The 21,801-nt window shown below is 73.4% G+C and carries 18 protein-coding genes; 9 read left to right on the top strand and 9 right to left on the bottom strand.

The annotated features are described in order from the left end of the window. Nucleotides 1–11: 11 nt before the first annotated feature. Nucleotides 12–983, bottom strand: a complete 972-nt coding sequence (locus ACIGO8_RS06390) for a carbohydrate kinase (RefSeq protein WP_399724746.1) — start codon at nt 981–983, stop codon at nt 12–14. A 296-nt stretch (nt 984–1,279) separates the two neighbouring features. Between ACIGO8_RS06390 and ACIGO8_RS06385 the strand changes: the two genes are divergently transcribed. From ACIGO8_RS06385 to ACIGO8_RS06350, 8 genes are all read left to right on the top strand, one after another. Further along, entirely contained in the window at nt 1,280–2,290 is a 1,011-nt protein-coding gene (locus ACIGO8_RS06385; RefSeq protein ID WP_399724744.1) for a sugar ABC transporter substrate-binding protein, read from the top strand. Between the two features lie 179 nt (nt 2,291–2,469). Then, complete coding sequence (locus tag ACIGO8_RS06380; protein WP_399724741.1) at nt 2,470–3,465, top strand: ABC transporter permease; 996 nt, start codon at nt 2,470–2,472, stop codon at nt 3,463–3,465. Then, on the top strand, nt 3,462–4,295 hold the full coding sequence (locus ACIGO8_RS06375) for an ATP-binding cassette domain-containing protein (RefSeq protein ID WP_399724738.1): 834 nt from the start codon (nt 3,462–3,464) through the stop codon (nt 4,293–4,295). The genes ACIGO8_RS06380 and ACIGO8_RS06375 overlap by 4 nt, the downstream gene beginning before the upstream one ends. Before the next feature lie 109 nt (nt 4,296–4,404). Then, a complete protein-coding gene (locus ACIGO8_RS06370) occupies nt 4,405–5,448 on the top strand; it encodes a LacI family DNA-binding transcriptional regulator (protein WP_399724735.1) in 1,044 nt (347 codons plus the stop codon). A 546-nt stretch (nt 5,449–5,994) separates the two neighbouring features. Continuing rightward, nucleotides 5,995–10,410, top strand: a complete 4,416-nt coding sequence (locus tag ACIGO8_RS06365; protein ID WP_399724732.1) for an amino acid adenylation domain-containing protein — start codon at nt 5,995–5,997, stop codon at nt 10,408–10,410. Continuing rightward, complete coding sequence (locus ACIGO8_RS06360) at nt 10,410–10,892, top strand: acyl carrier protein (protein ID WP_399724730.1); 483 nt, start codon at nt 10,410–10,412, stop codon at nt 10,890–10,892. The genes ACIGO8_RS06365 and ACIGO8_RS06360 overlap by 1 nt, the downstream gene beginning before the upstream one ends. A gap of 7 nt (nt 10,893–10,899) precedes the next feature. Next, nucleotides 10,900–11,745, top strand: coding sequence for a thioesterase II family protein (locus ACIGO8_RS06355; RefSeq protein ID WP_399724728.1), 846 nt, complete (start codon nt 10,900–10,902; stop codon nt 11,743–11,745). Then, nucleotides 11,739–12,377 (top strand): LysE family translocator, encoded by a 639-nt coding sequence (locus ACIGO8_RS06350; RefSeq protein ID WP_399724725.1) that lies wholly within the window; start codon nt 11,739–11,741, stop codon nt 12,375–12,377. The genes ACIGO8_RS06355 and ACIGO8_RS06350 overlap by 7 nt, the downstream gene beginning before the upstream one ends. On the opposite strand, the gene ACIGO8_RS06345 is transcribed toward ACIGO8_RS06350, so the two are convergent. Further along, nucleotides 12,369–13,091: an SDR family NAD(P)-dependent oxidoreductase gene (locus ACIGO8_RS06345; RefSeq protein WP_399724723.1), complete on the bottom strand. Its 723-nt coding sequence runs from the start codon at nt 13,089–13,091 to the stop codon at nt 12,369–12,371. The two genes, ACIGO8_RS06350 and ACIGO8_RS06345, sit on opposite strands and share 9 nt — an antisense overlap. Nucleotides 13,092–13,456: 365 nt before the next feature. On the opposite strand from ACIGO8_RS06345, the gene ACIGO8_RS06340 reads away from it, so the two are divergent. Further along, complete coding sequence (locus ACIGO8_RS06340; RefSeq protein WP_399724721.1) at nt 13,457–14,146, top strand: HAD family hydrolase; 690 nt, start codon at nt 13,457–13,459, stop codon at nt 14,144–14,146. 297 nt (nt 14,147–14,443) lie between these two features. Here the strand turns inward: ACIGO8_RS06340 and ACIGO8_RS06335 are convergent, their stop codons facing one another. From ACIGO8_RS06335 to ACIGO8_RS06305, 7 genes are all read right to left on the bottom strand, one after another. Then, complete coding sequence (locus tag ACIGO8_RS06335) at nt 14,444–15,304, bottom strand: VOC family protein (RefSeq protein ID WP_399724718.1); 861 nt, start codon at nt 15,302–15,304, stop codon at nt 14,444–14,446. Between the two features lie 79 nt (nt 15,305–15,383). Continuing rightward, a complete protein-coding gene (locus tag ACIGO8_RS06330) occupies nt 15,384–17,024 on the bottom strand; it encodes an alpha/beta hydrolase (RefSeq protein WP_399724715.1) in 1,641 nt (546 codons plus the stop codon). A 97-nt stretch (nt 17,025–17,121) separates the two neighbouring features. Beyond that, the gene (locus ACIGO8_RS06325) at nt 17,122–18,441 is read right to left on the bottom strand and encodes a sensor histidine kinase (protein WP_399724712.1); all 1,320 of its coding nucleotides are present in this window, start codon (nt 18,439–18,441) and stop codon (nt 17,122–17,124) included. After that, complete coding sequence (locus ACIGO8_RS06320; protein WP_399724709.1) at nt 18,438–19,109, bottom strand: response regulator transcription factor; 672 nt, start codon at nt 19,107–19,109, stop codon at nt 18,438–18,440. The genes ACIGO8_RS06325 and ACIGO8_RS06320 overlap by 4 nt, the downstream gene beginning before the upstream one ends. A gap of 46 nt (nt 19,110–19,155) precedes the next feature. After that, nucleotides 19,156–20,847: an IclR family transcriptional regulator C-terminal domain-containing protein gene (locus ACIGO8_RS06315; protein ID WP_399724706.1), complete on the bottom strand. Its 1,692-nt coding sequence runs from the start codon at nt 20,845–20,847 to the stop codon at nt 19,156–19,158. After that, nucleotides 20,844–21,530, bottom strand: coding sequence for a sigma-70 family RNA polymerase sigma factor (locus ACIGO8_RS06310; RefSeq protein ID WP_399724703.1), 687 nt, complete (start codon nt 21,528–21,530; stop codon nt 20,844–20,846). Before ACIGO8_RS06310 ends, ACIGO8_RS06315 begins: the two co-directional genes overlap by 4 nt. Next, entirely contained in the window at nt 21,527–21,715 is a 189-nt protein-coding gene (locus ACIGO8_RS06305) for a hypothetical protein (protein WP_399724700.1), read from the bottom strand. Before ACIGO8_RS06305 ends, ACIGO8_RS06310 begins: the two co-directional genes overlap by 4 nt. Nucleotides 21,716–21,801: the final 86 nt, after the last annotated feature.

Raw genomic sequence — 21,801 nt, 5'->3', positions numbered from 1 at the left:
CGGCGACCGGTTCAGCCGGCGGCGCGTCCGGCCGCGGATGCCGGCAGCGGCACCTGGCCGGCCCACGGAGGGTTCGGGCCGACGACGCCGCAGGTCAGCGCCGCCACCTGGGAGGCGAAAGCACAGGCGTCGAAGACGTCGTCGGCCCGAAGCTCCGTCAGGCGCCCGCCGAGGAGCCCCTTCGCGCCGAGATGGTGCAGGAACCCCGCGGTGAAGGAGTCGCCGGCTCCGACGGTGTCGACCACGTCGGTCGGAGGTGACGGTACGGCGACCCGCTCGCCGCGCAGCGAGGCGACCGCGCCGCGCTCCCCGCGAGTGATCACGACGAGCGGCACGCCCGCCGCGTGCCAGGCGTCGCAGGCCCGCTCGACGGTGGCGGAGGGCAGCAAAAGTTCCAGGTCGTCCTCGCTCAGCCGGAGGATGTCCGCGAACGCGCACCAGCGCGGCAGGCGTTCGCGGTAGACCTCCACGTCGACGAGCAGCGGCCGGACGTTGGGATCGACGCAGATCGTGGCCGTGGCGGCGGCGCGGGCGAGGAACTCCTCGACGACCGCGCCGCCGGGCTCCCGTACCAGGGCCAGGGAGCCCGAGTGCAGGCAGGCCGTGGAGCCGAGGTCCGTCGCGGCGAGTTCGTCCGCCGTCCACTGCCAGTCCGCGGTGCCCCGGGCGTGGAAGGAGTACGCCGCACGGCCCTCGGCGTCCAGCTCGGCGACGGCCAGCGTGCTGGGCTCGGACGCGCGGACGGCGGCCGTGAGATCGACACCCGAGGCCTCCAGGTGCGCGCGGAACAGGCGGCCGAAGACGTCGCCGGACAGCCGCCCCAGGAAGCGGGCGGGCGTGCCCAGCCGGGCGAGCGCCACGGCGGTGTTCGCCGGACCGCCGCCCGGCAGGACCCGCAGGGCGAGCTCGCCCGGCGCGGGCGCGGGGACGGTGAAGGCGTCCGCGACGCATTCTCCGAGGACGGTGACCAGAGGCAGGCGCATGACTCGTTCTCTCCAGGTGGGCAGCGCGGGAGGGCTGCGGTGGCAAGGGGCCTTGAGGGAGCTCACCGGGAGCGCTGCTCCCCGTGTGAGGCGGTGCGGGCGACGTTGCCGATCCGTGACGGCGCGAAGGCATTGACGTTTCCGGGTGATGGAGTTCATCATCCTCCGCAAGCAGTGTCAACGATGACATAGGTCAACGATGACATCGCCTCCCGTGCGCTCGGCGGCAGCAGTCCCTCTGCGCCGCGGCCTTCGGTCCGCGCGGCCGTTCCGTCCTCGTCCAGCAGGAGTTCAGCATGCTTCGCAGAAACCGCGCCCTCCGCGCCCTTGTCGGAATCACCGCCCTCACCGCCGTCTCGGCGCCGGCTCTGACGGCCTGCGGCTCCGGCGCGCAGGGAGGATCCGGCGGCGGAACCAAGGTCGGGCTGATCACCAAGACGGACACGAACCCGTTCTTCGTGAAGATGAAGGAGGGCGCGGAGCGGGCCGCCAAGGACAACGGCGTCGAACTCGTCAGCGCGGCCGGCAAGTTCGACGGCGACAACGCGGGCCAGGTCACCGCCGTCGAGAACATGGTCAACTCCGGCGTGAAGGGCATCCTCATCACGCCCAACGACTCCAAGGCGATCGTCCCCGCCCTCGAGAAGGCACGCGCCAAGGGCGTCCTGGTCATCGCGCTCGACAGTCCGACCGAGCCGCAGGACGCCACCGACGCCCTCTTCGCCACCGACAACGTCAAGGCGGGCGAGCTCATCGGCCGCTACGCCAAGGCCGCGATGGCCGGCAAGCAGGCGAAGATCGCCACCCTGGACCTCGCTCCCGGCGTCGCGGTGGGCGTGCAGCGCCACCAGGGCTTCCTCAAGGGCTTCGGCGTCGCGGAGGGCGACCCGTCGGTCGTGTGCACGCAGGACACCGGCGGCGACCAGGCCAAGGGCCAGACGGCCATGGAGAACTGTCTGCAGAAGGCCCCGGACGTCAACGTCGTGTACACCATCAACGAACCGGCCGCACTGGGCGCTTACACCGCGCTCAAGGCGAAGGGCCTGGAGAAGAAGGTGCTGGTCGTCTCCGTCGACGGCGGCTGCACCGGCACGAAGGCGGTCAAGGAAGGCAAGATCGCGGCGACCTCGCAGCAGTACCCGCTCGAGATGGCCTCCCAGGGCGTCAAGGCGGTCGCCGGCTTCGCCAAGGGCGGCAGCAAGGTCTCCGGCTACACCGACACCGGCGTCACGCTCATCACCGACGCCGCCAAGCCGGGCATCGACGCCAAGGACACCGCGTACGGCCTGGAGAAGTGCTGGGGCTGAGCCGAGCCCCGGGCACCGGGGCGCGCCGGCGCGGGCTCGCCACCGCCGTGGTCCGCCTCGGCGGCGCCAGGGCCGGCCCGCGCCCCGAGACCCGGCACCTCCTCGGCGCACCGCCCTCCGGCCCGTATCCCCTGACGAACCCCGCTCCGCCGACCACCGACCACCGGCAAGGAATCCCCATGTCCGCCACACCCCTGCCCTACGACCAGCTGAAGGGACCGACCACGGTCCGCCGGCTGCTCGCCACACCGACCACCGGCCCACTCGTCGCGCTGCTGCTCGCCGGCGTCTTCTTCTCCCTGACGACCGAACAGTTCCTCTCCGGCGGCAACTTCTCGCTGATCGTGCAGCAGGTCATGGTCGTGGGCACGCTCGCCATCGGTCAGACCCTGATCATCCTCACCGCGGGCATCGACCTCTCCTGCGGCGCCGTCATGGCGTTCGGCAGCATCGTCATCGCCAAGACGGCCGCCGAGGGCGGTCTGCCGCCCCTCGCCGCGATCGCCCTCGGGCTGGCCGTCAGCGCGGGCTTCGGCCTGGTCAACGGCCTGCTGGTGCAGCTGATCCCGCTCCCGCCGTTCATCGTCACCCTCGGCATGCTGAACGTGGCCTTCGCCCTGACCCACGTCTACTCGGCCGAGCAGACGATCACCGACCTCCCGGCGCCGCTGACCGCCCTCGGTGAGACCTTCCCGCTCGGCAACACCGACATCACCTACGGCTCGCTCGTGACGATCGCCCTGTTCCTGCTCTTCGCCTACGCGCTGAGCGGCACGTCCTGGGGCCGGCACGTGTACGCGCTCGGCAACAGCCCCGAGGCCGCCCGCCTCAACGGCATCCGCACCTCCCGGCTGACCATCGGCCTCTACACCCTGGCCGGACTCGTCTACGGGATCGCCGCACTGCTCCTGATCTCCCGCACCGGCGTCGGCGACCCGCAGGCCGGCCAGACCGACAACCTGGACAGCATCACCGCCGTCGTCCTCGGCGGCACCAGCCTCTTCGGCGGGCGCGGCTCCGTCCTCGGCACCTTCATCGGCGTCCTCATCGTCGGTGTGTTCCGCAACGGCCTCCAGTTGATGGGCGTCGCCTCCGTCTACCAGACCCTGATCACCGGCGTGCTGGTGATCCTGGCCGTGACCGTCGACCAGATCTCCCGGAGGAAGGCACGATGAGCACCGCCGATGTCACTCCCGTGCTCCAGGCCCGCGGCCTGGTCAAGCGGTACGGCCATGTCACCGCCATCGACGGCGCCGACTTCGACCTGCTCCCCGGCGAGGTCCTCGCCGTCATCGGCGACAACGGCGCCGGCAAGACGAGCCTGATCAAGGCGCTCACCGGTGCCCTCACCCCGGACGAGGGCGAGATCCGGCTGAACGGCGAGCCCATCAGGTTCACCGGGCCGCAGAGCGCCCGGCAGCACGGCATCGAGACCGTCTACCAGGATCTGGCCGTCGCCGCGTCCATGGACATCGCCTCCAACATGTTCCTCGGGCGCGAGCTGCGCCGGCCGGGCTTCCTCGGCAGCACGCTGCGCATGCTCGACAAGAAGCGCATGCGCCGGGAGGCGGCGGCCCACATGGCCGATCTCAAGATCGGACTGCGGTCCTTGACGCAGCCGGTGGAGACGCTCTCCGGCGGTCAGCGTCAGGCCGTGGCGGTCGCGCGGTCCGTCGCCTGGGCGAAGAGCGTCGTCGTCATGGACGAGCCCACCGCCGCGCTGGGCGTCAAGGAGTCGGGCCAGGTCCTGGACCTGATCCGCCGGGTCCGTGACAAGGGCATGCCCGTGGTCCTGATCAGCCACAACATGCCGCACGTCTTCGAGATCGCCGACCGCATCCACGTCCACCGGCTCGGCCGTCGCGAGGCGCTGATCAAGCCGTCCGACCACTCCATGGCGGAGGTCGTCGCCATCATGACCGGGGCGCTCAGGGTGAGCGACGATGGAGGTACGGTCGTTGCCGACGCGGATGCCGCCGAGGCGGCAGGCGTGTCCGCCCACTGAGTCGCCGCGGGGCAACGCCGCGCGGACGACGGGGTCGCCGCACAGTCAGGACAGCGGGCCCGGCCCCGGGCAGGGGCCGGGCCCGACGAACGCACAGGAACGGTGGTACATGGCCGCGAACCGCCGCCCCACGCTGGCCGACGTCGCCAGGGAAGTGGGCGTCAGCGCCAAGACGGTCTCCCGGGTGCTCAACGAGGACGGGCCCAGTTCCCCGGAGACCCGCGAGCGCGTGCTCGCCGCGGTCGCGAAGCTCGGCTTCCAGCCGAACCTGATGGCCCGCAACATCCGGGTCGGAGGCCCCGACACCACCGTCGGCCTGGTCGTGCCCGACCTCGGCAACCCCTTCTTCGGAACAGTCGCCGGAGGCGTGGAGGACCTCGTACGCAGCCGGGGACTCACCCTGCTCATGGGCTCGTCGGCGGAGGACCCGGACCGGGAACGGGCGCTGATCCAGACCTTCCTCGCCCGGCGCGTCAGCATGCTGATGGTCGTCCCCGCGTTCGGGGCCGATCACAGCCATCTCAAGGCACCGCGCGCGGCCGGACTCCCGGTGGTGTTCGTCGACCGGCCGGGAGTCGGACTGTCCGCCGACTGTGTCGTCAGCTCCAACCAGGCCGGCGTCCACGAGGGCGTCGCCCATCTCATCGCCCGCGGCCACCGCCGGATCGGCTTCATCGGAGACCTTCCCGCCAAGCTGTACACCCGACGCGAGCGGCTCGCCGGCTACCGCTCGGCGCTCACCGAGGCCGGCCTGCCCTACGACCGGACCCTGGTGACCGGCGCCCACGACCAGGGCGGGGCCGCTGCCGAGACCACCGCGCTCCTCGGCCTGCCGAACCCGCCCACCGCCCTGTTCGCGGCGAACAACATGACGGCCCTCGGTGTCATCTCGCAGCTCACCCGCGCGGGGCGCAAGGACATCGCCCTGGTCACCTTCGACGACCTTCCGCTCGCCGACGTCCTCGAACCGGCCCTGACCGTCGTGGCGCAGGACCCGGCGGCCATCGGCGAGGCGGCGGCCAGGACCGCCCTCGCCCGCCTGGACGGCGACCGCAGCCGCGCCCGGACCGTCATGGTCCCCACCCGTCTCGTGGTCCGCGGCTCCAGCGAACCGCTCCCGCACCCGGCCGGGGAGGCACCGGCCGCGAGGTGAGCGGCCGTGAGGTGAGCAGCCGGGAGGTGAGCGGCCGTGAGGTGAGCGGCGCGGCCCCGTTCCGTTCACCGGCGCATGGACCGATGGTTCATTGCTTTTCGGCCAAATTATGTGTCAGGTCGCCGTCTTGGTCCGGCGCATTCGAGCCATCCGTCATGATCCGGGAATTCCCTTACCGGAGGAGAAGTCCGTGCACAGCGGGGTTTTCGACACCTTCTCGCGGGTCTGATTCCGGCCGCTCATGCGAAACGTGACCGTCCTCACGGTGGACCCTCACGGCCGCCGTGGTTCTAATTGGCGGGCTCATTCGAACGAGCTGTCCGAAAGGGCATCACGGGGGCTTGCGAGGAGGTCGACGATCGGGAAGGCGCGCCGCCCTGGGCGGCGCCTTCGGCATGCCTCCGGTGAGACCGCACCGGACGGCCCCGGCCTTCACCGGATCCTTTTCCTTACTCCTTCAACTCTCCCGTCTTCAACAAATGGTATCGGGCCGCACGCTTCCGCCGCGATCCGGCGGAAGACGAAACAGACGAAGAGGGAATAACGATGACGGACAACAGTCGTACGATCCGGACACCCCGGAACGACGACAGGTTCGAGAAGTTTCCGCTGACGGAGATCCAGTACGCCTACTGGGTCGGCCGCGGATCCAATTTCGTGCTCGGCAACGTCGCACCGCACGCGTACTTCGAACTCGAAGGACGACGGCTCGACCCCGACGTGCTCTCCCGGGCCTGGCGGACGCTGATCGAGCGCCACGACATGCTGCGCGCGATCGTGGGCGAGGACGGACAGCAGCGCGTCCTCGCGTCCGTACCGAAGTTCGAGGTCCGATGTACCGACCTCCGGTCGGCCCCGCCCGAGGAGGCGGAACGCGTGCTGACCGGAATACGCGACGAGATGTCCCACCACGTCTACACCGCCGCCGACTGGCCCCTGTTCGACATCCGCCTGTCCCGGCTGCCCGACCACGACCGGCTGCACGTCAGCCTCGACCTCCTCATGGTCGACCTCGCCAGCCTCACCCTGCTGTTCAGCGAGTGGAGCGCCCTCTGCCAGGACCCCGCGCTCGAACTGCCGCCGGTCGACGTGACCTTCCGCGACTACGCGCTGGCCCTCGAGCAGGGCTCCCAGGCGCCCCGCCACCAGAAGGCCCTCGACTACTGGACCTCGCGCGCCACCTCGCTCGCCCCGCCGCCCGACCTCCCGCTCGCCAAGTCGCCGGTCGCGGTCCACAAGCCCCGCTTCACCCACCGCGAGTACCACCTGCCCGAGCCGGACTGGAAGCGGCTGCAGGAGCGCTGCGAGGCCCGCGGCCTCACGCCGACCGCCGTCCTCGCCGCGGTCTTCTCGGAGGTGCTCGCCGTCTGGAGCGGCACCCGGCGCTTCACCCTCAACCTCACCCTCTTCAACCGGCTGCCGCTGCTCCTCGACCGCAACGAGGCCGGCAAGCGCGTCGTCCATCCCCATCTGCGCCGCATGGTCGGCGACTTCACCTCCATCTGCCTCCTCGAGGTCGACGCCCAGGCCGGCCGCACCCTCGGCGAACGCGCCGAGGCCACCCAGACCCAGCTCCAGAAGGACCTGCGCCACCGCCAGGTCAGCGCGCTGCAGACGCTGCGCGAACGGCGCCGGCTCGGCCTGCAGAGCGGCTTCGAGACGATGCCCGTCGTCTTCACCAGCGGCCTCGGCACCGCGGCCGACGTCAGCGACGCCATGGGCTACTTCGGCGACATCTCCTACCGGGTCAGCCAGACCCCGCAGGTCTGGCTCGACCACCAGGTCGTCGACTTCACCGGCTCCCTCGACCTGACCTGGGACTGCGTGGAGGAGCTCTTCCCCGAAGGCCTCCTCGACGACATGTTCGCCACCTACTGCGCGACCGTGGCCCGGCTCGCCCACGAGGACACCCCGTGGGACCAGGAGCTGACCCTCACCCTCCCCGCGCACCAGCTCACCGGCCGCGCCCAGGCCAACGCGACCGAGGGCCCGCGCCCCGACGGCCTGCTCCACGAGCCGTTCCTCGAGCGGGCCGCCGCCCACCCCGACCGCGCCGCCGTGCTGACCGCCGGACGCGAGGTCACGTACGGCGAACTCGCCGGCCGCGCCGAGAACGTACGGCGCCAGGTGCTCGCCCTCGCCGGAGAAGGCGCCGGAGAAGGCGAGCTGCGCGACCGGCTCGTCGGCATCACCCTCGACAAGGGCCCCGAGCAGGTGGCCGCCGCCTACGGCGTGATGATGGCGGGCGCCGCCTACCTGCCGGTCGGCGCCGCCCTTCCCGCGCAGCGCCGCGCCCGCATCCTCGCCGACGGCGAGGCCCCCGCGATCGTCACCGACCGCGCCCTCGACGCCGCCCTCGAATGGCCCGACGGCGTGCCGCGCCTCCTCGTCGACGGCCCCGCCGCCGCGCCCGCCGGCCGCCTGCCCGCCGGCCCCGCCCGGCCCGGCGACCTCGCGTACGTCCTCTACACCTCCGGCTCCACCGGCACGCCCAAGGGCGTCATGATCGAGCACGGCGCCGTCCTCAACACCGTCGACGACATCAACGAGCGCTTCCGCGTCGGCCCCGACGACCGCGTCTTCGGCCTCGCCGACCTCGGCTTCGACCTGTCCGTCTACGACCTCTTCGGCACCCTCGCCGTCGGCGCCGCCCTCGTCCTGCCGGACCCCGACATGCGCTCCGAACCCGCCCACTGGGCCAAGGTCATGTCCCAGCACGGCGTCACCGTCTGGAACTCCGTGCCGGCCCAGATGCAGATGCTCGTCGAGCACCTCGAAGCCGGCGGCGAGGTCCCCGAGAAGCTGCGCCTCGTCCTGCTCAGCGGCGACTGGATCCCCGTCGACCTGCCCCGCCGCATCCACGACCTGTGGCCGGACGCCGAGGTCATCAGCCTGGGCGGCGCGACCGAGGCCTCCATCTGGTCCGTCCACCACCCGGTCGACGAGGTCCCGCAGGGCGCGAAGAGCATTCCGTACGGCGTACCGCTGCGCAACCAGACCTTCCACGTGCTCGACGAGCGCATGGAGCCCTGCCCGGTGTGGACCGCCGGCCAGCTCTACATCGGCGGCATCGGACTCGCCCGCGGCTACTGGGCCGACGAGGAGCGCACCGCCGCCGCCTTCGTCACCCACCCGCGCACCGGCGAACGCCTCTACCGCACGGGCGACTTCGGCCGCTACCGCACTGACGGGACCATCGAGTTCCTCGGCCGCCGCGACGGCCAGGTCAAGATCAACGGCCATCGCGTCGAGCTCGGCGAGATCGAGGCCACCCTCTCCCAGCACCCCGGCGTGGACGCCTCGGTCGTCGTGAAGTCCGCCGACGGCGCCGGCGCCGCCCGCCTCCACGGCTACGTCGTGCCCTCGCCCCGCGACGAGACGCTGTTCGTCACGGAGCACGCCGAGCCCGCCACCAGCCGCGAGCTCTGGCAGGCCCTCGGCTCCACGGCCGGCAAGCCCGGCACCGGCCCCACGCCCGAGCGGCTGCGCGCCGCCTGGGACGTGCTCGACGAGGTGTACACGGTCGCCACCGCCGCCGCCTTCCGCTCCTTCGGCCTCCCGCACGAGCCCGGCGCCGTCTTCGACCCGGCCGCGCTGCGCGGCGCCGGCGTCGCCCCGCGCTACGAGCGCTGGCTGGCCCGCGCCGTCGCCCGTCTGGAGACCACCGGACACCTGACCGCCGGCCCCGACGGGACCACCGTCGCCCGCCCGCTCCCGGACGCCCTGCCCGAGGAGCTGAAGGGCCGGGCCCGCACCGTCCTCAAGGACGTCCTCGGCATCGAGGAGGACGTCACCGACTGGATGCTCACCCTCGCCGGCGGCCTCGCCGACGTCCTCACCCAGAGCGTCCACTCCGCCGAGCTGTACGCCTCCGACCGCACACCCGGCGTCTACGACCGGCTCTTCGGCCCCACGTACGAAGCCGCCGCCGACGCCGTCCGCGAGCTCGCCGCCCGGTGGCCCGCCGACCGCACCCTCAAGGCCATGGAGGTCGGCTCCGGCTACGGCTCGCTCACCCGGCACCTGCTGCCGCTGCTGCCCGAGGACCGCACCGAGTACCTCTTCACCGACATCTCGCGCTACTTCACCGACCGGGCCAGGACGGTCTTCGCCGACCACCCGGCCCTGCGCTTCGACCTGTTCGACCTCGACCTGCCGCCCGCCGTCCAGGGCTTCGGCGACCAGGCCGCCGACCTCGTCGTCGCGGCCAGCGTGCTCCACGACATGCGCCGGATCGGCCCCACCCTGCGCAACCTGCGCTCCATGACCGCGCCCGGCGGCATCCTGCTCATGGTCGAACAGACCACCTTCCACCCGTGGTTCGACCTCGTCATGGGCCTCCAGCAGGGCTTCGACAACTTCGAGGACACCGAACTGCGCACCCGCCACTGCCTGCTCGACCGCGAGCAGTGGGCCGCCGAGCTCGCCGCCGCCGGCTTCGCGCGCAGCGAGGTCCTCACCACCGCCGGCGGCCCCGGCTCGGTCGGCTTCGACGTGATCGTCGCCCAGGCGCCCGACACCCGCCGCCGCTTCGCACCCGACGCCCTGCGGGACTTCGCGGCCGAGCGCCTGCCCAAGCACATGGTGCCCGCGCAGATCCTCGCCCTGGAGGAGCTGCCGCTGAACGCCACCGGCAAGGTGGACCGCGCCGCCCTCGCCAAGGCCGGGGCGCGCGGAGCGACCCGCGGCCGGCCGGCCAAGCCGCCGCGCACCGACCGGCAGCGCAAGCTCGCCGAGATCTGGCGCGAGGTCCTGGGACTGAGCCGGGTCGACCTCGACGACGACTTCCTCGACGCGGGCGGAGACTCGCTGCTCGCCGCGCGGCTCGTCGCCCACCTGCAGACCGCGTTCGACGTGTCCGTGCCGGTCGGCACGGTCCTCCAGTACACGACGGTGGAGGCGCTCGACGGCTACCTCGAGCAGCTCCTCGGCCCGTCCGAGCTCATCCCCGGGGAGAAGTGATGAACGACAACCGCCCGACCGACCCGACCGACCCGACCGACCCGACGGACCCGACCGACCTGACCGACCTGACCGACCCGACCGCCCCGACGGACCCGACCGCCCCGACGGACCCGACCGGCCTGACCGATCCCACCGACCTGACCGGTCCGGCCCGGCGGAGCCGGCCGAACCCGCACAGCGGGGAGACGGAGACGCAGCCGGGCCGGGAGCCCGCGTCCGCCGGGCGCCGACCCTCCGCCGACGAGATCGAGGCGTGGGTGCTCGGCTTCCTCGCCGAGATCCTCGACGTCCCGCCGTACGACATCGATCCCGCCACGCCGCTCGACGAGCTCGGCGTCGACTCGGCCACGACGCTCGTCATGTGCGCGGGTCTCGGCGACGAGTTCGCCCTGCCCGTACGGCCCCGGGACGTGTTCGACCACTTCACGGCGGGCGCCCTCGCCCGGCACCTGTCCGCACCCATGCCCGCGGGAGTGTGAGAGTCCCGTGAGCACCCCCACGTCGCCCCGCTGGATCCTCGGCGGGGCGCCGCGGCCGGCCGCCCCCGCGCTCTACTGCTTCGCACACGGGGGCGGCTCCGCCGCCGAATACCTGCGCTGGGCCCGCGACCTGAAGGCCGGCGAGCCGAACGCCGTCCAGCTGCCCGGCCGCGGCTCGCGACTCCGCGAGCCGGTGATCACGTCGATGGACGCGCTCGTCGACGCGCTCCTCGACGGTGTCCGGCCGGACCGCGAACCCTTCGTGTTCTTCGGCCACAGCTTCGGCTCGCTCGTCGCGTTCGAGTTCACCCGCGCGCTGCGGGCGGCCGGTCGCCCGCAGCCCGCGCACCTGGTCGTCTCCGGCTACCCGGCCCCGCACCTGCCGCGCGCCGCGTCGCGGCTGCACCTGCTCGGCGACCGCGAACTCCTCGAAACCGTCGCCGGGCTGCACGGCGGCATTCCGCCCGAGGTCCTGGCCGACGACACCCTGGTCACCCTCGCGGCGCAGGCCCTGCGCGCCGACTACCAGATCCTCGAGACCTACGCCCATCGGCCCGAGGCGCCGCTGTCCCTCCCCGTCACCGTCCTGTGCGGCACGGAGGACCGGATCACCGACGCCCAGCTCGAGGCCTGGTGGGAGCTGACGGACGCGGAGGTGACCGTACGCCGCTTCCCAGGCGGCCACTTCTACCTGCGCGACCGGCCGGCCCCGGTCCTGCGGGCGCTCTCCGCAGCCCTCGCCTCGGCGGCCGCGCGTCCGGCGTCCGGCCCGCACGGGGCGGAGAAGGACGCGGCGGAGAAGGAGAACGACGGGGCGGAGAGGAACGCGACGGAGAGGAACGCGACGTGCTGACCTTCGCCGCCGCGTCCCTGGTCCTCATCATGATCCCCGGCCCCGACCAGGCGCTGATCACCCGCAGCGCCCTGGCCGGCGGCCGGCGGGCGGGCCTGCTCACCATGGTGGGCGGCGTCCTCGGACTGGTCGTTCACGTCGGGGCGGCCGTCCTCGGCATCTCCGCGGTCCTCCTCGCCTCCGCGACCGCGTTCACCGTCCTGAAGGTCGTGGGCGCGGTCTACCTGGTGTGGATGGGCATCGCGACCCTGCGCGGCGCCCGCCGCACCCTGCGCGAGCAGGCGGAGCAGGGAGACAAGCCCGACGACGCGGACGAGGCGGACCAGGGCGGGGCCGGCGGCAGATACGTACGCCACGGCTTCCTCTCCAACGCCCTCAACCCGAAGGTCGCGCTGTTCTTCGTGACCTTCCTCCCGCAGTTCCTGCCGCCCGACGGCCAGGTCTTCCCCAGAGCCCTGGTCCTGTCGCTGGTCTTCGCGGCGCTGTACCTGCTCTGGTTCAGCCTGTACGTGATCACCGTCGACCGCCTCGGCAGAGTCCTGCGCCGCCCTCGCGTCCGCGCCCGCGTCGAACAGGTCACCGGGCTCCTGCTGATCGGCTTCGCGGTCCGGCTGGCGCTTCAGTCACCCTGAGGCGAGCGGAACACCCGTGTGCTCCGCCAGGGTCTGGAGGAGCCGGGCCCTGAAGTCCTCGTCCCGCGTCGCCGGGTGCGGCGCCTGCGTCCGCCGATGGTACCAGTAGCCGCCGGTGGGCGGGGTGATGCCGGAACCGGTGGCGAGCCAGACCTGAGTCCGGTGCCCGGCGGCCAGGTCGTCCGGGGCACCGGGGCCGCCCATCCGGGTGGGCACCCAGCCGGGATCGACGGCATGGCTCGCGGTGCCCGCCCACCGGGCGGCGACGGCGAGGGCGAGCGTGGTGACCCACAGCTTGCTGTCGGCGTACGACGCGGTGCCGGCGGCCAGCCGTCCGAGGTCGGTGGAGCCGCCGTGGTGCATGGAGCTGCTGACGTAGACGAGCCTGCCCGGTCGCTCCATCAGGGCCGTCAGCACATAGGGCGCGACCGTGTTGACGGTGGCCGTGTCGGGGGAGTGGAGCACGCCGGCGTTGTGGACGACGGCGTCGAAGCGGCCGAACGCGGCGGCCTGCGCGGCGACGCCGTGGATCTCGTCGAGGTGGGCGAGGTCGCCGGTGACGACGCCCGCCCACCGGCCGGCGTCATGCCCCGCGTCGCCGAGACGCGCCCGGTGACGGACGTGCACGACCACGTCGTGCCCGTCGCCGGCGAGCGCGCTCGCCGTGTCGTACCCGAGCCCGCCGGCCGCGCCCGTCACCAGGATCAGTGCCATGCCTCGCCTTTCGCTCCGTTTCTCCGGGCCTCTCCCGGCCACTGCGGGGTTCTTAGGGCCCTCCGTGCCTTTCCATGCCTCTCCAGGCATCTTCCACGCACGACGGTGCTCCACGGCCCGGTCACCCGCAGGTGCTGCCGATCGGCCGCATCCGTGAGGCGTCGTCAGACCTGCCCCGCCAGCCTCGGCGACACCGTCACGGCCTGCCCGTAGGACGGATGCGCCGTCATCGCCGCCGTGGTCAATGGGCGGTGGTGCGTGGGCCGTTGTACTGCTCGTCGGTCACGGCTTCGGCCCAGCTCGTCTCGGGCGTGCCGTCCCCGCTGGGCGGCGCAGCGTGAGCAGGCAAGGCCTATGCTGCGGGAATGATCAAGGCCATTGAACTTGTCATATTCGACTGTGACGGCGTGCTGGTCGACAGCGAGCGCATCGCCGCGCGTGTCCAGGTCGCGCTCGGAGCCGAGCTGGGTTGGCCGCTGACCGAGGACGAGGTCGTGGACCGGTTCATTGGGCGCTCGCACGCCGCCATCCACGAGCAGGTCGCCGTTCAGCTCGGCCCGGACACGGCCGCGGTCTGGTCGGAGAGGTTCGAGCAGCTCCACCGGGAGGCGGTGGACGCCGAGCTTGTCCCGGTCGACGGCTTGCCGGAGGCACTCGACGCGCTCACTCTGCCGACGTGCGTCGCCTCCAGCGGCTCGCACGCCAAGATGCGGCACACCCTCGGCCGCACCGGGCTCTATGAACGCTTCGCGGGCCGTATCTTCAGTTCCACCGAAGTCTCCCTCGGCAAGCCCGCACCCGACCTGTTCCTGTACGCCGCCCAGCAGATGGGCGTCGATCCCGAAGCGTGCGTGGTCGTCGAGGACAGCCGGCCCGGCGTCAGCGCTGCCCGGGCGGCCGGCATGCGAGCCTTCGGCTATGCCGGCGGGCTCACCCCAGCCGAACGCCTCGAAGGCCACGACACGGTCGTCTTCTACGACATGCGCCAGCTGCCTCAGCTCATCGCCGAGCGGCAGCCGGCTCTCCACCAGGCACAGCCCAGCCGGAAGATGTGACCGTGGGGCAGCCGGGGGCCCTGCGGGAGCGGGCCTTCGTCTGTGGTGCCCGTGCCAGGCCTGGGCGGCGGTCCTGCCCCACTTGTGGTCCACGGAGGTCACAGCCCGTCGGTGACGGTTCCCTGCCGCGGCAAGGCCGAGCCCGTAGCCCTGGACGACGGACCTGACGGACTCGGTCACCGATCGCGTACGAGCGAGAACGCAGCGCTACGATGAAAGGGCACCGCCGACCCCATGCGGCAGTGCGGCTCACGGGCCCCCGGCTTCCCCCGTGCCGGGGGCCCGCCGCCGTACCCCTCAGCCCGGCGAAGGCGACGACGTCGGCGTCAGGACGACGAAGTCCGCGCGCCACGGGTCGAGGCACACCGCCAGGCGGCCCACGCCCTCGGCGTCCTCAGGGCCCATCTGCACCGCGCCGCCGTTCTCGGTGACCCGGGCGACGGTCGCGTCGCAGTCCTCCACCGCGAACACCGGGTGCCAGTACGGCTTCCCGTGCGCCAGGCCGAGCTGCTCGCCGGGCATCTCCATCAGGCCGCCGTGCATCCGCTCCTCGGGCAGACCGGCCGGCGTGACGAGGCTGTACGTGCCGCCGCCCGGCAGCTCCATGTCGCTGAACGTCCAGCCGAACACACCGCCGTAGAAGTCCTTCGCGGCGCCCGCGTCCGTCGTGTACAGCTCGGTCCAGGACAGCGAGCCCGGCGCGTCCGCCACGTCGAAGCCCTTGGTCTCGCCGGGCTGCCAGACGGCGAACTGGCCGCCCAGCGGATCGCTGTACTGCGCCATCCGACCCCACTGCCCGAAGTCGCGCGGCGCCACCCGCACCGTGCCGCCGCCCTGCTCCACGGCCTTCGTCGTGGCGTCCGCGTCCGTGACCGTGTAATAGATCATCCAGGCGGGGCGCGCGCCCTCCTCGGTGAGCTTCCCGAGCCCGGCGACGATCTTGCCGTCCTTACGGAACATGCCGCCTTCGCCGCCCGCCCCGCCGTCGTCGCTGTCCCCGCTTTCCCTGCTTTCCCCGCCTTCTGCGTCCGTCCCGTCGCCCATGGGCTCGTAGTCCCAGCCGAGCACGGCACCGTAGAAGGCCGCGGCGGCCGGGACGTCGGGCGCGCCGAGGTCGAGCCAACAGGGAGAGCCGGGAGCGAAATCAGTGGTGATCATGGGCGTTCCCTTTCGCAGATTCCCCACGACCCAGCCTGACACCGGCCACTGACACCCGCTTCCGGAGGCGGTGCGGCCGTCAGGGCGAACAGGTGGTGCCGGGGCCGACCTTGGTGAGGGAGACGAGATACGCCTCCACCTTCCGGTCGACGCAGGCGTCACGGCCGTAGCCGGTGTGGCCCGACGCCTCGAAGGACAGCAGCATGCCGCCGGGGAACTGCCGCGCCAGGCCGACCGCCTCGTCGTAGGGTGTGGCCGGATCGCCCGCCGTACCCACGACCAGGACCGGCGGGACGCCCTCGGCGCGCACCCGGTGCGGGTGCTCGGAGCCTGCCGGCCAGTCCTTGCAGACCAGTTCGCTCGCCACCTGGGAGGTGCCGTAGACACCGGCGGCCCGGTTGGCGGGCGCCAGCGCCTCCCAGTAGGCCCGCGCGTCACGCGGATGAGGAACGTCCAGACAGTTGACCGCGATCAGGGCCGCCTCGGAGTTGTCCTCGGGCACCCCGTCGGCGGTCGAGTCCTGCTCCTGCTCCTGCTCCTGTTCCTGCTGCTGTTCCTCCTGCCCGGCCGCTTCCTCTTCCTCCGCCTCTTCCGTCTGCTCGTCGCCCGACGCCAGCGCCGCCAGCTTCGTCCCGTCCCCGCCGTCCGCCGCCCGCAGCGCCGCGGAGAGGTCCTTCCACTGGTCCTCCGGCGTGTACATGGACAGGCTCAGCGCCGAGATCACGCCGGACGCGTCGAGACCGTCCTCCGAGCCGTCCACCGGCAGCGGCGCGCGCCGCGTCCGCTCCAGGAGCCGGTCGATCAGTGCCCGGATCGCCTCGGGCGTCGCGCCGGGGCACCCGTCGCCGACCGTGTCCGCGCAGGAGCCGGCGTAGTCCTCCACCGCGTCCCGGAAGCCCTTGGCCTGCCCGATCATCCGCTGTCGCCAGTCCAGGGACGGGTCGACCGCGCCGTCCAGGACCATCGCCCGCACCCGGCGCGGGAACTGCTCGGCGTACGAGGTGCCCAGACTGGTGCCGTAGGACCAGCCGACGTACGTCAGCCGGCGCTCGCCGAGGGCCGCGCGCAGAACGTCCAGGTCACGGGCCGCGTCCGCCGTGCCGACGTGCGGGAGCAGCGGGCCGCTGGCCTTGCGGCAGGCGTCGGCGGTCGCCCGGGCGTCCGCGAGGACGGCGGCCCGCTCGGCGGCGGTACGGGGATGGAGCGCGGCGCCGGTGCCGGCCGCCGCGTCGTCTCCGGGCTCGTCCGTGCCGCGGCAGGTCAGGGCCGGCCTGCTTTCGCCGACACCGCGCGGGTCGAAGGAGACGATGTCGAACCGCTCGCGCACGCCCTCGCCGAGGTCGTCGGCGACGCCGTCCTTGATCAGCCGTACGCCCCGTTCGCCCGGCCCTCCGGGATTGAGGACGAGCGAGCCGAGCCGCTTGCCCGGCACCGCGGTGGCGGCCTTCGCGAGCGGCAGCACGAAGGTCTTGCCGTCGCCGGGGCGGGCGTAGTCCATGGGGACGGTGAGCGTCGCGCACCGGAAGTCGCCGCAGGGCTGCCAGTGGAGCTTCTGGGTGTAGAAGCGCCGAAGGTCGGGCCGGTCGGCCGGGTCGGCGGCTGCTGCCGGCTTCTTCCCGTCCGGCCCTGCGGGCCCGGCCGTGCAGGCGGCCAGCGAGGTGGCGCCGAGGACGGCGAGGGCGAGGACGAGGGCCGGGCGGCGGACGGTGGCGCGTATCACGAGGTGCTCCCCTGGTGGTCGGACCTCGCAAGGATCACGTACCGAACCTGAGGTTTTGCTGAAGCGAGGGCCCCCGTCGAGCCCACCGGTCGTCGGCTCAGTGCGGTGGCGTCGGCAGCCGCAGCACGAAGCGGGCGCCGCCGTCCGCGCCCGGCCCGGCCGTCAGTGAGCCGCCGTGCGCGTGGGCCACCCAGGCGGCGATGGACAGACCGAGGCCGGTGGAGCCCGATCCGCTGCGGAACCTCTCGAACAGCGCGCCCGCGACCTTCGGCGGCAGCCCGGGCCCCGCGTCCTCGACGGTCAGCGTGCCGTCGCGGGCGACCGTGACCCGCACCTGGGCCGGCTCGCCGGGTGCGTGGCCGTGCGCGAGGGCGTTGCCCAGCAGATTGCCGACCGCGCGGCGCACCAGGTCGGGATCGGCGACGACGACCGTGTCCTCGGCTTCGACCCGTACCCGGTGCCCTTCCGTAGGAGCCTCGTCGACCACCGCCTCCACCAGCTGGTCGAGCCGCAGCGGCTCGCGTGCGACCGTGGCCGTGCCCGACATCAGCCGGGCCCGGGTGAGCAGCCCGTCGACCAGCCGGCCCATGCCCTCCGCGAGCCGCAGGGTGCGCCGGTGGACGTCCGCGCTGTCCGTCTCGCCGCGCAGCGCCGTCTCGGCGAGCGTGCGCAGCGAGGCGGCCGGCGTGCGCAGATCGTGCGCCGCGTCCGCGAGGAACGCCTCCTGCCGGCCGAGCGCGGTGAGCGCCGGACGGACCGCGCGCCCGGACAGGACGTGGCCGACCGCCGCCGACAGCAGCACGAGCACCGCGCAGCCTCCGGTCACCAGCCAGACCAGCCGCCGGTGGTCGTCCCGCTGGGCGGTCGCGTCGGCCACGGTCACCAGGACGCCCTGCGGCGCGTCGTCGTCCGCCGCGTCCTCCTCGTAGAACGGCAGCGCGAACACCCGCACCGGAGCGCCGTCCGCCGTGTGCCGGTCGACGGCCGTCACCTCCCCGGCGCGCGCCGCGGCGCGGCCGGCCTCCAGCACCACGGCCCGGCTCACGGACAGGCAGGGTCTCGCCGCCGTGTGGCGGACCGTCAGGCCGTCCGGTGCGGCGTCGTCCACGAGCAGCACGCTCAGCGGCGGGCAGGCGGTGTCGACGTTGTCGGCGAGGACGTCGGTGTCGAGCCGCCCGTCCGGCCCGGTCTCCAGGAGGCCGAGCGCCCAGCTGGTGTCCGCGTCCATCGCGTGGTCGAGCTGCTCCCGCCAGCGGGCACTGTCACTGCGCACGGCGAGCACGGCCATCGTGATCAGGCCCAGGGCGCTGGTCAGTGCGAACAGCAGGGTGATGCGGCGGCGCAGCCGGAGCACCCGCGCGGTCGGTGTGAGCGGACGCCGGGAACGACGGAGCGACGGACGGCGGGCGGTGCTCATGGCGCGCCGGCCGGAGCGAGCCGATAGCCGACGCCGCGCACGGTGTGGATCAGCGGCGGCTCGCCGAGCTTGCGGCGCAGCTGCGAGACGACCACCTCCAGGACGTTGGACTGCGGCTCGGCCATCTCGTCCCAGCAGCGCTCGATCAGCTCCGTGCGCGCCACCGCCTGGTCGGCCCGGGTCGCGAGCACCTCGAGGACCGCGAACTCCCGGCCCGTAAGCGTCAGCAGCACCCCGGCGCGGCGCACCTGCCGCCGTGCCGTGTCGACCTCCAGATCGCCGACGTGGTGCACCGGCGGCCGGACCACCGCTGAACGGCGGCACAGGCTGTGCACCCGGGCGACCAGCTCGGGCACCGCGAACGGCTTGACCAGATAGTCGTCGCCGCCGCTCGAGAAGCCCTCCACCCGGTCGGCCACCGTGTCGCGGGCGGTCAGGAACAGCACGGGCACCTGACGCCCGGCCCGCCGCAGACCCTCCACGTACGCGGCGGCGTCGCCGGACGGCAGCATCCGGTCGAGGACCGCGCAGTCGTACGAGGTGACGAACAGCGCCTCGTCGGCCTGGGGCAGATCCGCCGCCTCGTCCACGGCGAGCCCGGCGGCCCGCAACGCGGCGGCCACCCCGAACCGGAGGTTCTCGTCGTCCTCGACCAGCAGTACGCGCACGTCGCACACCCTAGAGGGTGTCTCGCCGAGTCATGCCGTGCGCGCCTCACCGGGCCCCCGTCCGCAGCGGGCCGGCCGGGTCGGCCGGGGCGGTCTCCGAGGCGTCGGGGCCCTCGGGGACCGCGGCCGCCGGGAGTTCGGCGAGGAGGGTGAGCAGCAGCAGTCCCGAACGGCTGGACAGGACGTCGGCGGCGTGGATCAGCCGCGGGAAGTGGCGGGCGGGCAGGGACAGGGCGACACAGGCCGGCAGGCCGTCCAGGGTGAGCGGGACGGCCGCGCAGACCTCGTCGTACGAGTACTCGAGCAGGTCGAACTGGCTGGCCTGCGGGCCGTGGCCGTCCAGCGCGCGGAAGAGCGCGGCCGGGTCGGTGATGGTGCGTTCCGTGAGCGGTACGGGCCGGTGGCGGGCCAGATGGTCCATGCGCCCGGTGAAGTCGAGCTGGGCCATCAGGCTCTTGCCGACCGCGCTGGCGTGCGCCGCGAGCCGGAAGTCCACCCAGGGCTTGACGGCCGGCGTCGCCGGTCCGTCGGCACAGTGCTGGATCTCGACCTCCCCGTGCCGGTAGCGGCTGACGTAGATGGCGGCGCCGGTGGTGTCGCGCAGGTCGCCGAGCAGTCGGGTGAGCGCGTCGTGGCGCAGGACGCGGTCGCCCGTGGGAGCGGGGGAGAAGAGCGGGCCGACGGTGAAGGCACCGTCGGTCCGCCGGGCGAGCAGCAGGTGCCGGCAGAGCCAGCCGAGCAGCGGGCCGAGGCGCACCCGGTCCAGGTGGGCCGCGACGGCGATCTCGGCCGTGCTCAGCGGGCGCCCCGCCGTGCGCACGGCGTGCAGCACGTCCAGGACGTGCAGCGCGGCCGCCCACCGGTCCGGCGTGTGCGGCGCGGCCGCGGTCTGCCGGGCGAGCGCGGTGAGGGTGGTGTGCCGCAGCGGCGCGGGAGAGTAGCCGGTGCTTTGGCCGGGCGGCGTCGGCGCGGGCCGCCCGGACGAGGACCCCGACCCGGTGGCGCCAGGGGACTCGGCCGGCCGGGCGCGGGCGGCCGGCCGGGTGACGGCCGGCGGGTGGGGCACCATCCAGGCGCCGGGACGCGGGACGACCGGCTGCGGGGAGATGCCGAAGACCGCCTTGGCCAGGCCTGGGCCGGCCGTCGGGACCGGCCCGAGGTCCTCGTGCTCATGGTGGCGCACCCAGCGGGGCGCCTCCTCGATCACCCGTCGCGCGTCCGGCGTGAGGACGGCCTCCGTGGCGGAGGACCGTGGGACGGCGCCGTCGAGACGGCGGAACCAGAGCGCCGCGTCGCCGTACTCGCCGCGCCGCGCGTGGTCGAGGAACATGCAGCGCGCGGCCCGCTCCACCTCGGCCCCGGCGGCCAGCTGCCACCAGAAGGCGGCGCCCTCGCCGTCGCCGGCCAGGTGCAGGACGCATCCGAAGACCAGCGCGCCCTCGGGATCGGCGGCGGCGTGCTCGGCGAAGACCGCGAGCCGCGCGGCGGCGTCCCGGGCGAGCACGACGTCGGCGCACAGGGCCGCGAGCTCCCGTCCGGCCGCCTCAGCCTCGGCCAGGCTCTCGTCGGCGTACGGGACGGCCGCGTCGTCCGCGTACGGTGCGGGTCCGGCGATCCGGGCCAGCAGCCGGGCCCGGGAGGCCGCCGCGTCGGAGCGCGGCCGGGGCGTGCCGGCCGAGGCCGTGGCGAGGACGTCCGTCACGGACCGGAGGACCCCGCCCTCGTGGGTCTCGCTCATGAGCTGGCCTTCCCGTCTCCGGAGCGTGTGATCGGCATACCAAGGGCGCGGCCGAGCCGTTGCAGGGCCCGGCTCAGGTGGGAGCGGACGGTGGCCGCGTCGATGCCGAGCATCTCGGCGGCCTCGGCGGTGGTCTGGCCGAGGAGATAGCAGAGGGTGACCGCTTCCCGCTGACGCTCGGGCAGCCGGGCGAGCGCCTCGTGGAGGGCGATCTTCTCCGCCAGGGCGTCGAACGGGTCGATCCCGCCCGCCCGCTCGTCGAGCAGACCCTGGAGGGTCTCGTCGTCGACCGGTATCGCGGTCCGCCGCCGGCGGCGACCCTGGTCGACGATCCGGTGCTTGAGCACCTTCCAGGCGTACGCGACCGGGCTGTCCATGGCCGCCACCCGGGGCCACAGACGCATCAGGTCCACGAAGGTCGCGTCCACGGCCGCCTCCGCCGCCTCGTCGCACCGCAGGTCGTAGCGGGCGTAGCGCAGGAAGCGGTCGTGGCACTGGGCGTGGAGCGACCAGAAGGCGTGGTGGAGGCCGGGGCCCCAGTCGGCCGTCGGCGGCAGCGGCCGTCCCGACCGGCCCGGCTGCCCGGGCCGCTCGGGCCCGGGCCCGGTGCCGACGTGCCCGCCCGCGACCGCCGCCGGGTCGAGCGCTCCACCGGACTCCTCCTCCGTGCCGACCTCGCTCACCCGCGCACCTCGCACCGCACGTCGTCCGCCGCTCCCGCACGGCGCCGCGCCTCGGAACCGAGGTCCGAGACCGCCCTGCGCACCGCCGCGGCCAGCAGGCGCCGCCCGCACCGGACCGCGTCTCCCCCGAACACCCGCATGAGCACCGCGGCGCCGATCAGCCACTCCGTCGTGCTGTGCTGCACCTGTCTTCCTCCCGTTGGACCCGAGCACCGCCTGCAGCCCCCCTTCTCGCGGCACCGGAGGCGACCGCCTCCACAGGTAACAGCGA

The organism is Streptomyces sp. NPDC053493 (assembly GCF_044544825.1).
Lineage (GTDB): Bacteria > Actinomycetota > Actinomycetes > Streptomycetales > Streptomycetaceae > Streptomyces.
Note: the sequence above shows the minus strand (reverse complement) of the source record. Positions and strands in the feature narration are given on the sequence as shown.

Excerpts from the sequence above, each read along its gene's own strand:
- ACIGO8_RS06390 (WP_399724746.1), bottom strand. The coding sequence starts at position 983 with ATGCGCCTGCCTCTGGTCACCGTCCTCGGAGAATGCGTCGCGGACGCC.
- ACIGO8_RS06385 (WP_399724744.1), top strand. The coding sequence starts at position 1,280 with ATGCTTCGCAGAAACCGCGCCCTCCGCGCCCTTGTCGGAATCACCGCC.
- ACIGO8_RS06380 (WP_399724741.1), top strand. The coding sequence starts at position 2,470 with ATGTCCGCCACACCCCTGCCCTACGACCAGCTGAAGGGACCGACCACG.
- ACIGO8_RS06375 (WP_399724738.1), top strand. The coding sequence starts at position 3,462 with ATGAGCACCGCCGATGTCACTCCCGTGCTCCAGGCCCGCGGCCTGGTC.
- ACIGO8_RS06370 (WP_399724735.1), top strand. The coding sequence starts at position 4,405 with ATGGCCGCGAACCGCCGCCCCACGCTGGCCGACGTCGCCAGGGAAGTG.
- ACIGO8_RS06365 (WP_399724732.1), top strand. The coding sequence starts at position 5,995 with ATGACGGACAACAGTCGTACGATCCGGACACCCCGGAACGACGACAGG.
- ACIGO8_RS06360 (WP_399724730.1), top strand. The coding sequence starts at position 10,410 with ATGAACGACAACCGCCCGACCGACCCGACCGACCCGACCGACCCGACG.
- ACIGO8_RS06345 (WP_399724723.1), bottom strand. The coding sequence starts at position 13,091 with ATGGCACTGATCCTGGTGACGGGCGCGGCCGGCGGGCTCGGGTACGAC.
- ACIGO8_RS06340 (WP_399724721.1), top strand. The coding sequence starts at position 13,457 with ATGATCAAGGCCATTGAACTTGTCATATTCGACTGTGACGGCGTGCTG.
- ACIGO8_RS06335 (WP_399724718.1), bottom strand. The coding sequence starts at position 15,304 with ATGATCACCACTGATTTCGCTCCCGGCTCTCCCTGTTGGCTCGACCTC.
- ACIGO8_RS06325 (WP_399724712.1), bottom strand. The coding sequence starts at position 18,441 with ATGAGCACCGCCCGCCGTCCGTCGCTCCGTCGTTCCCGGCGTCCGCTC.
- ACIGO8_RS06315 (WP_399724706.1), bottom strand. The coding sequence starts at position 20,847 with ATGAGCGAGACCCACGAGGGCGGGGTCCTCCGGTCCGTGACGGACGTC.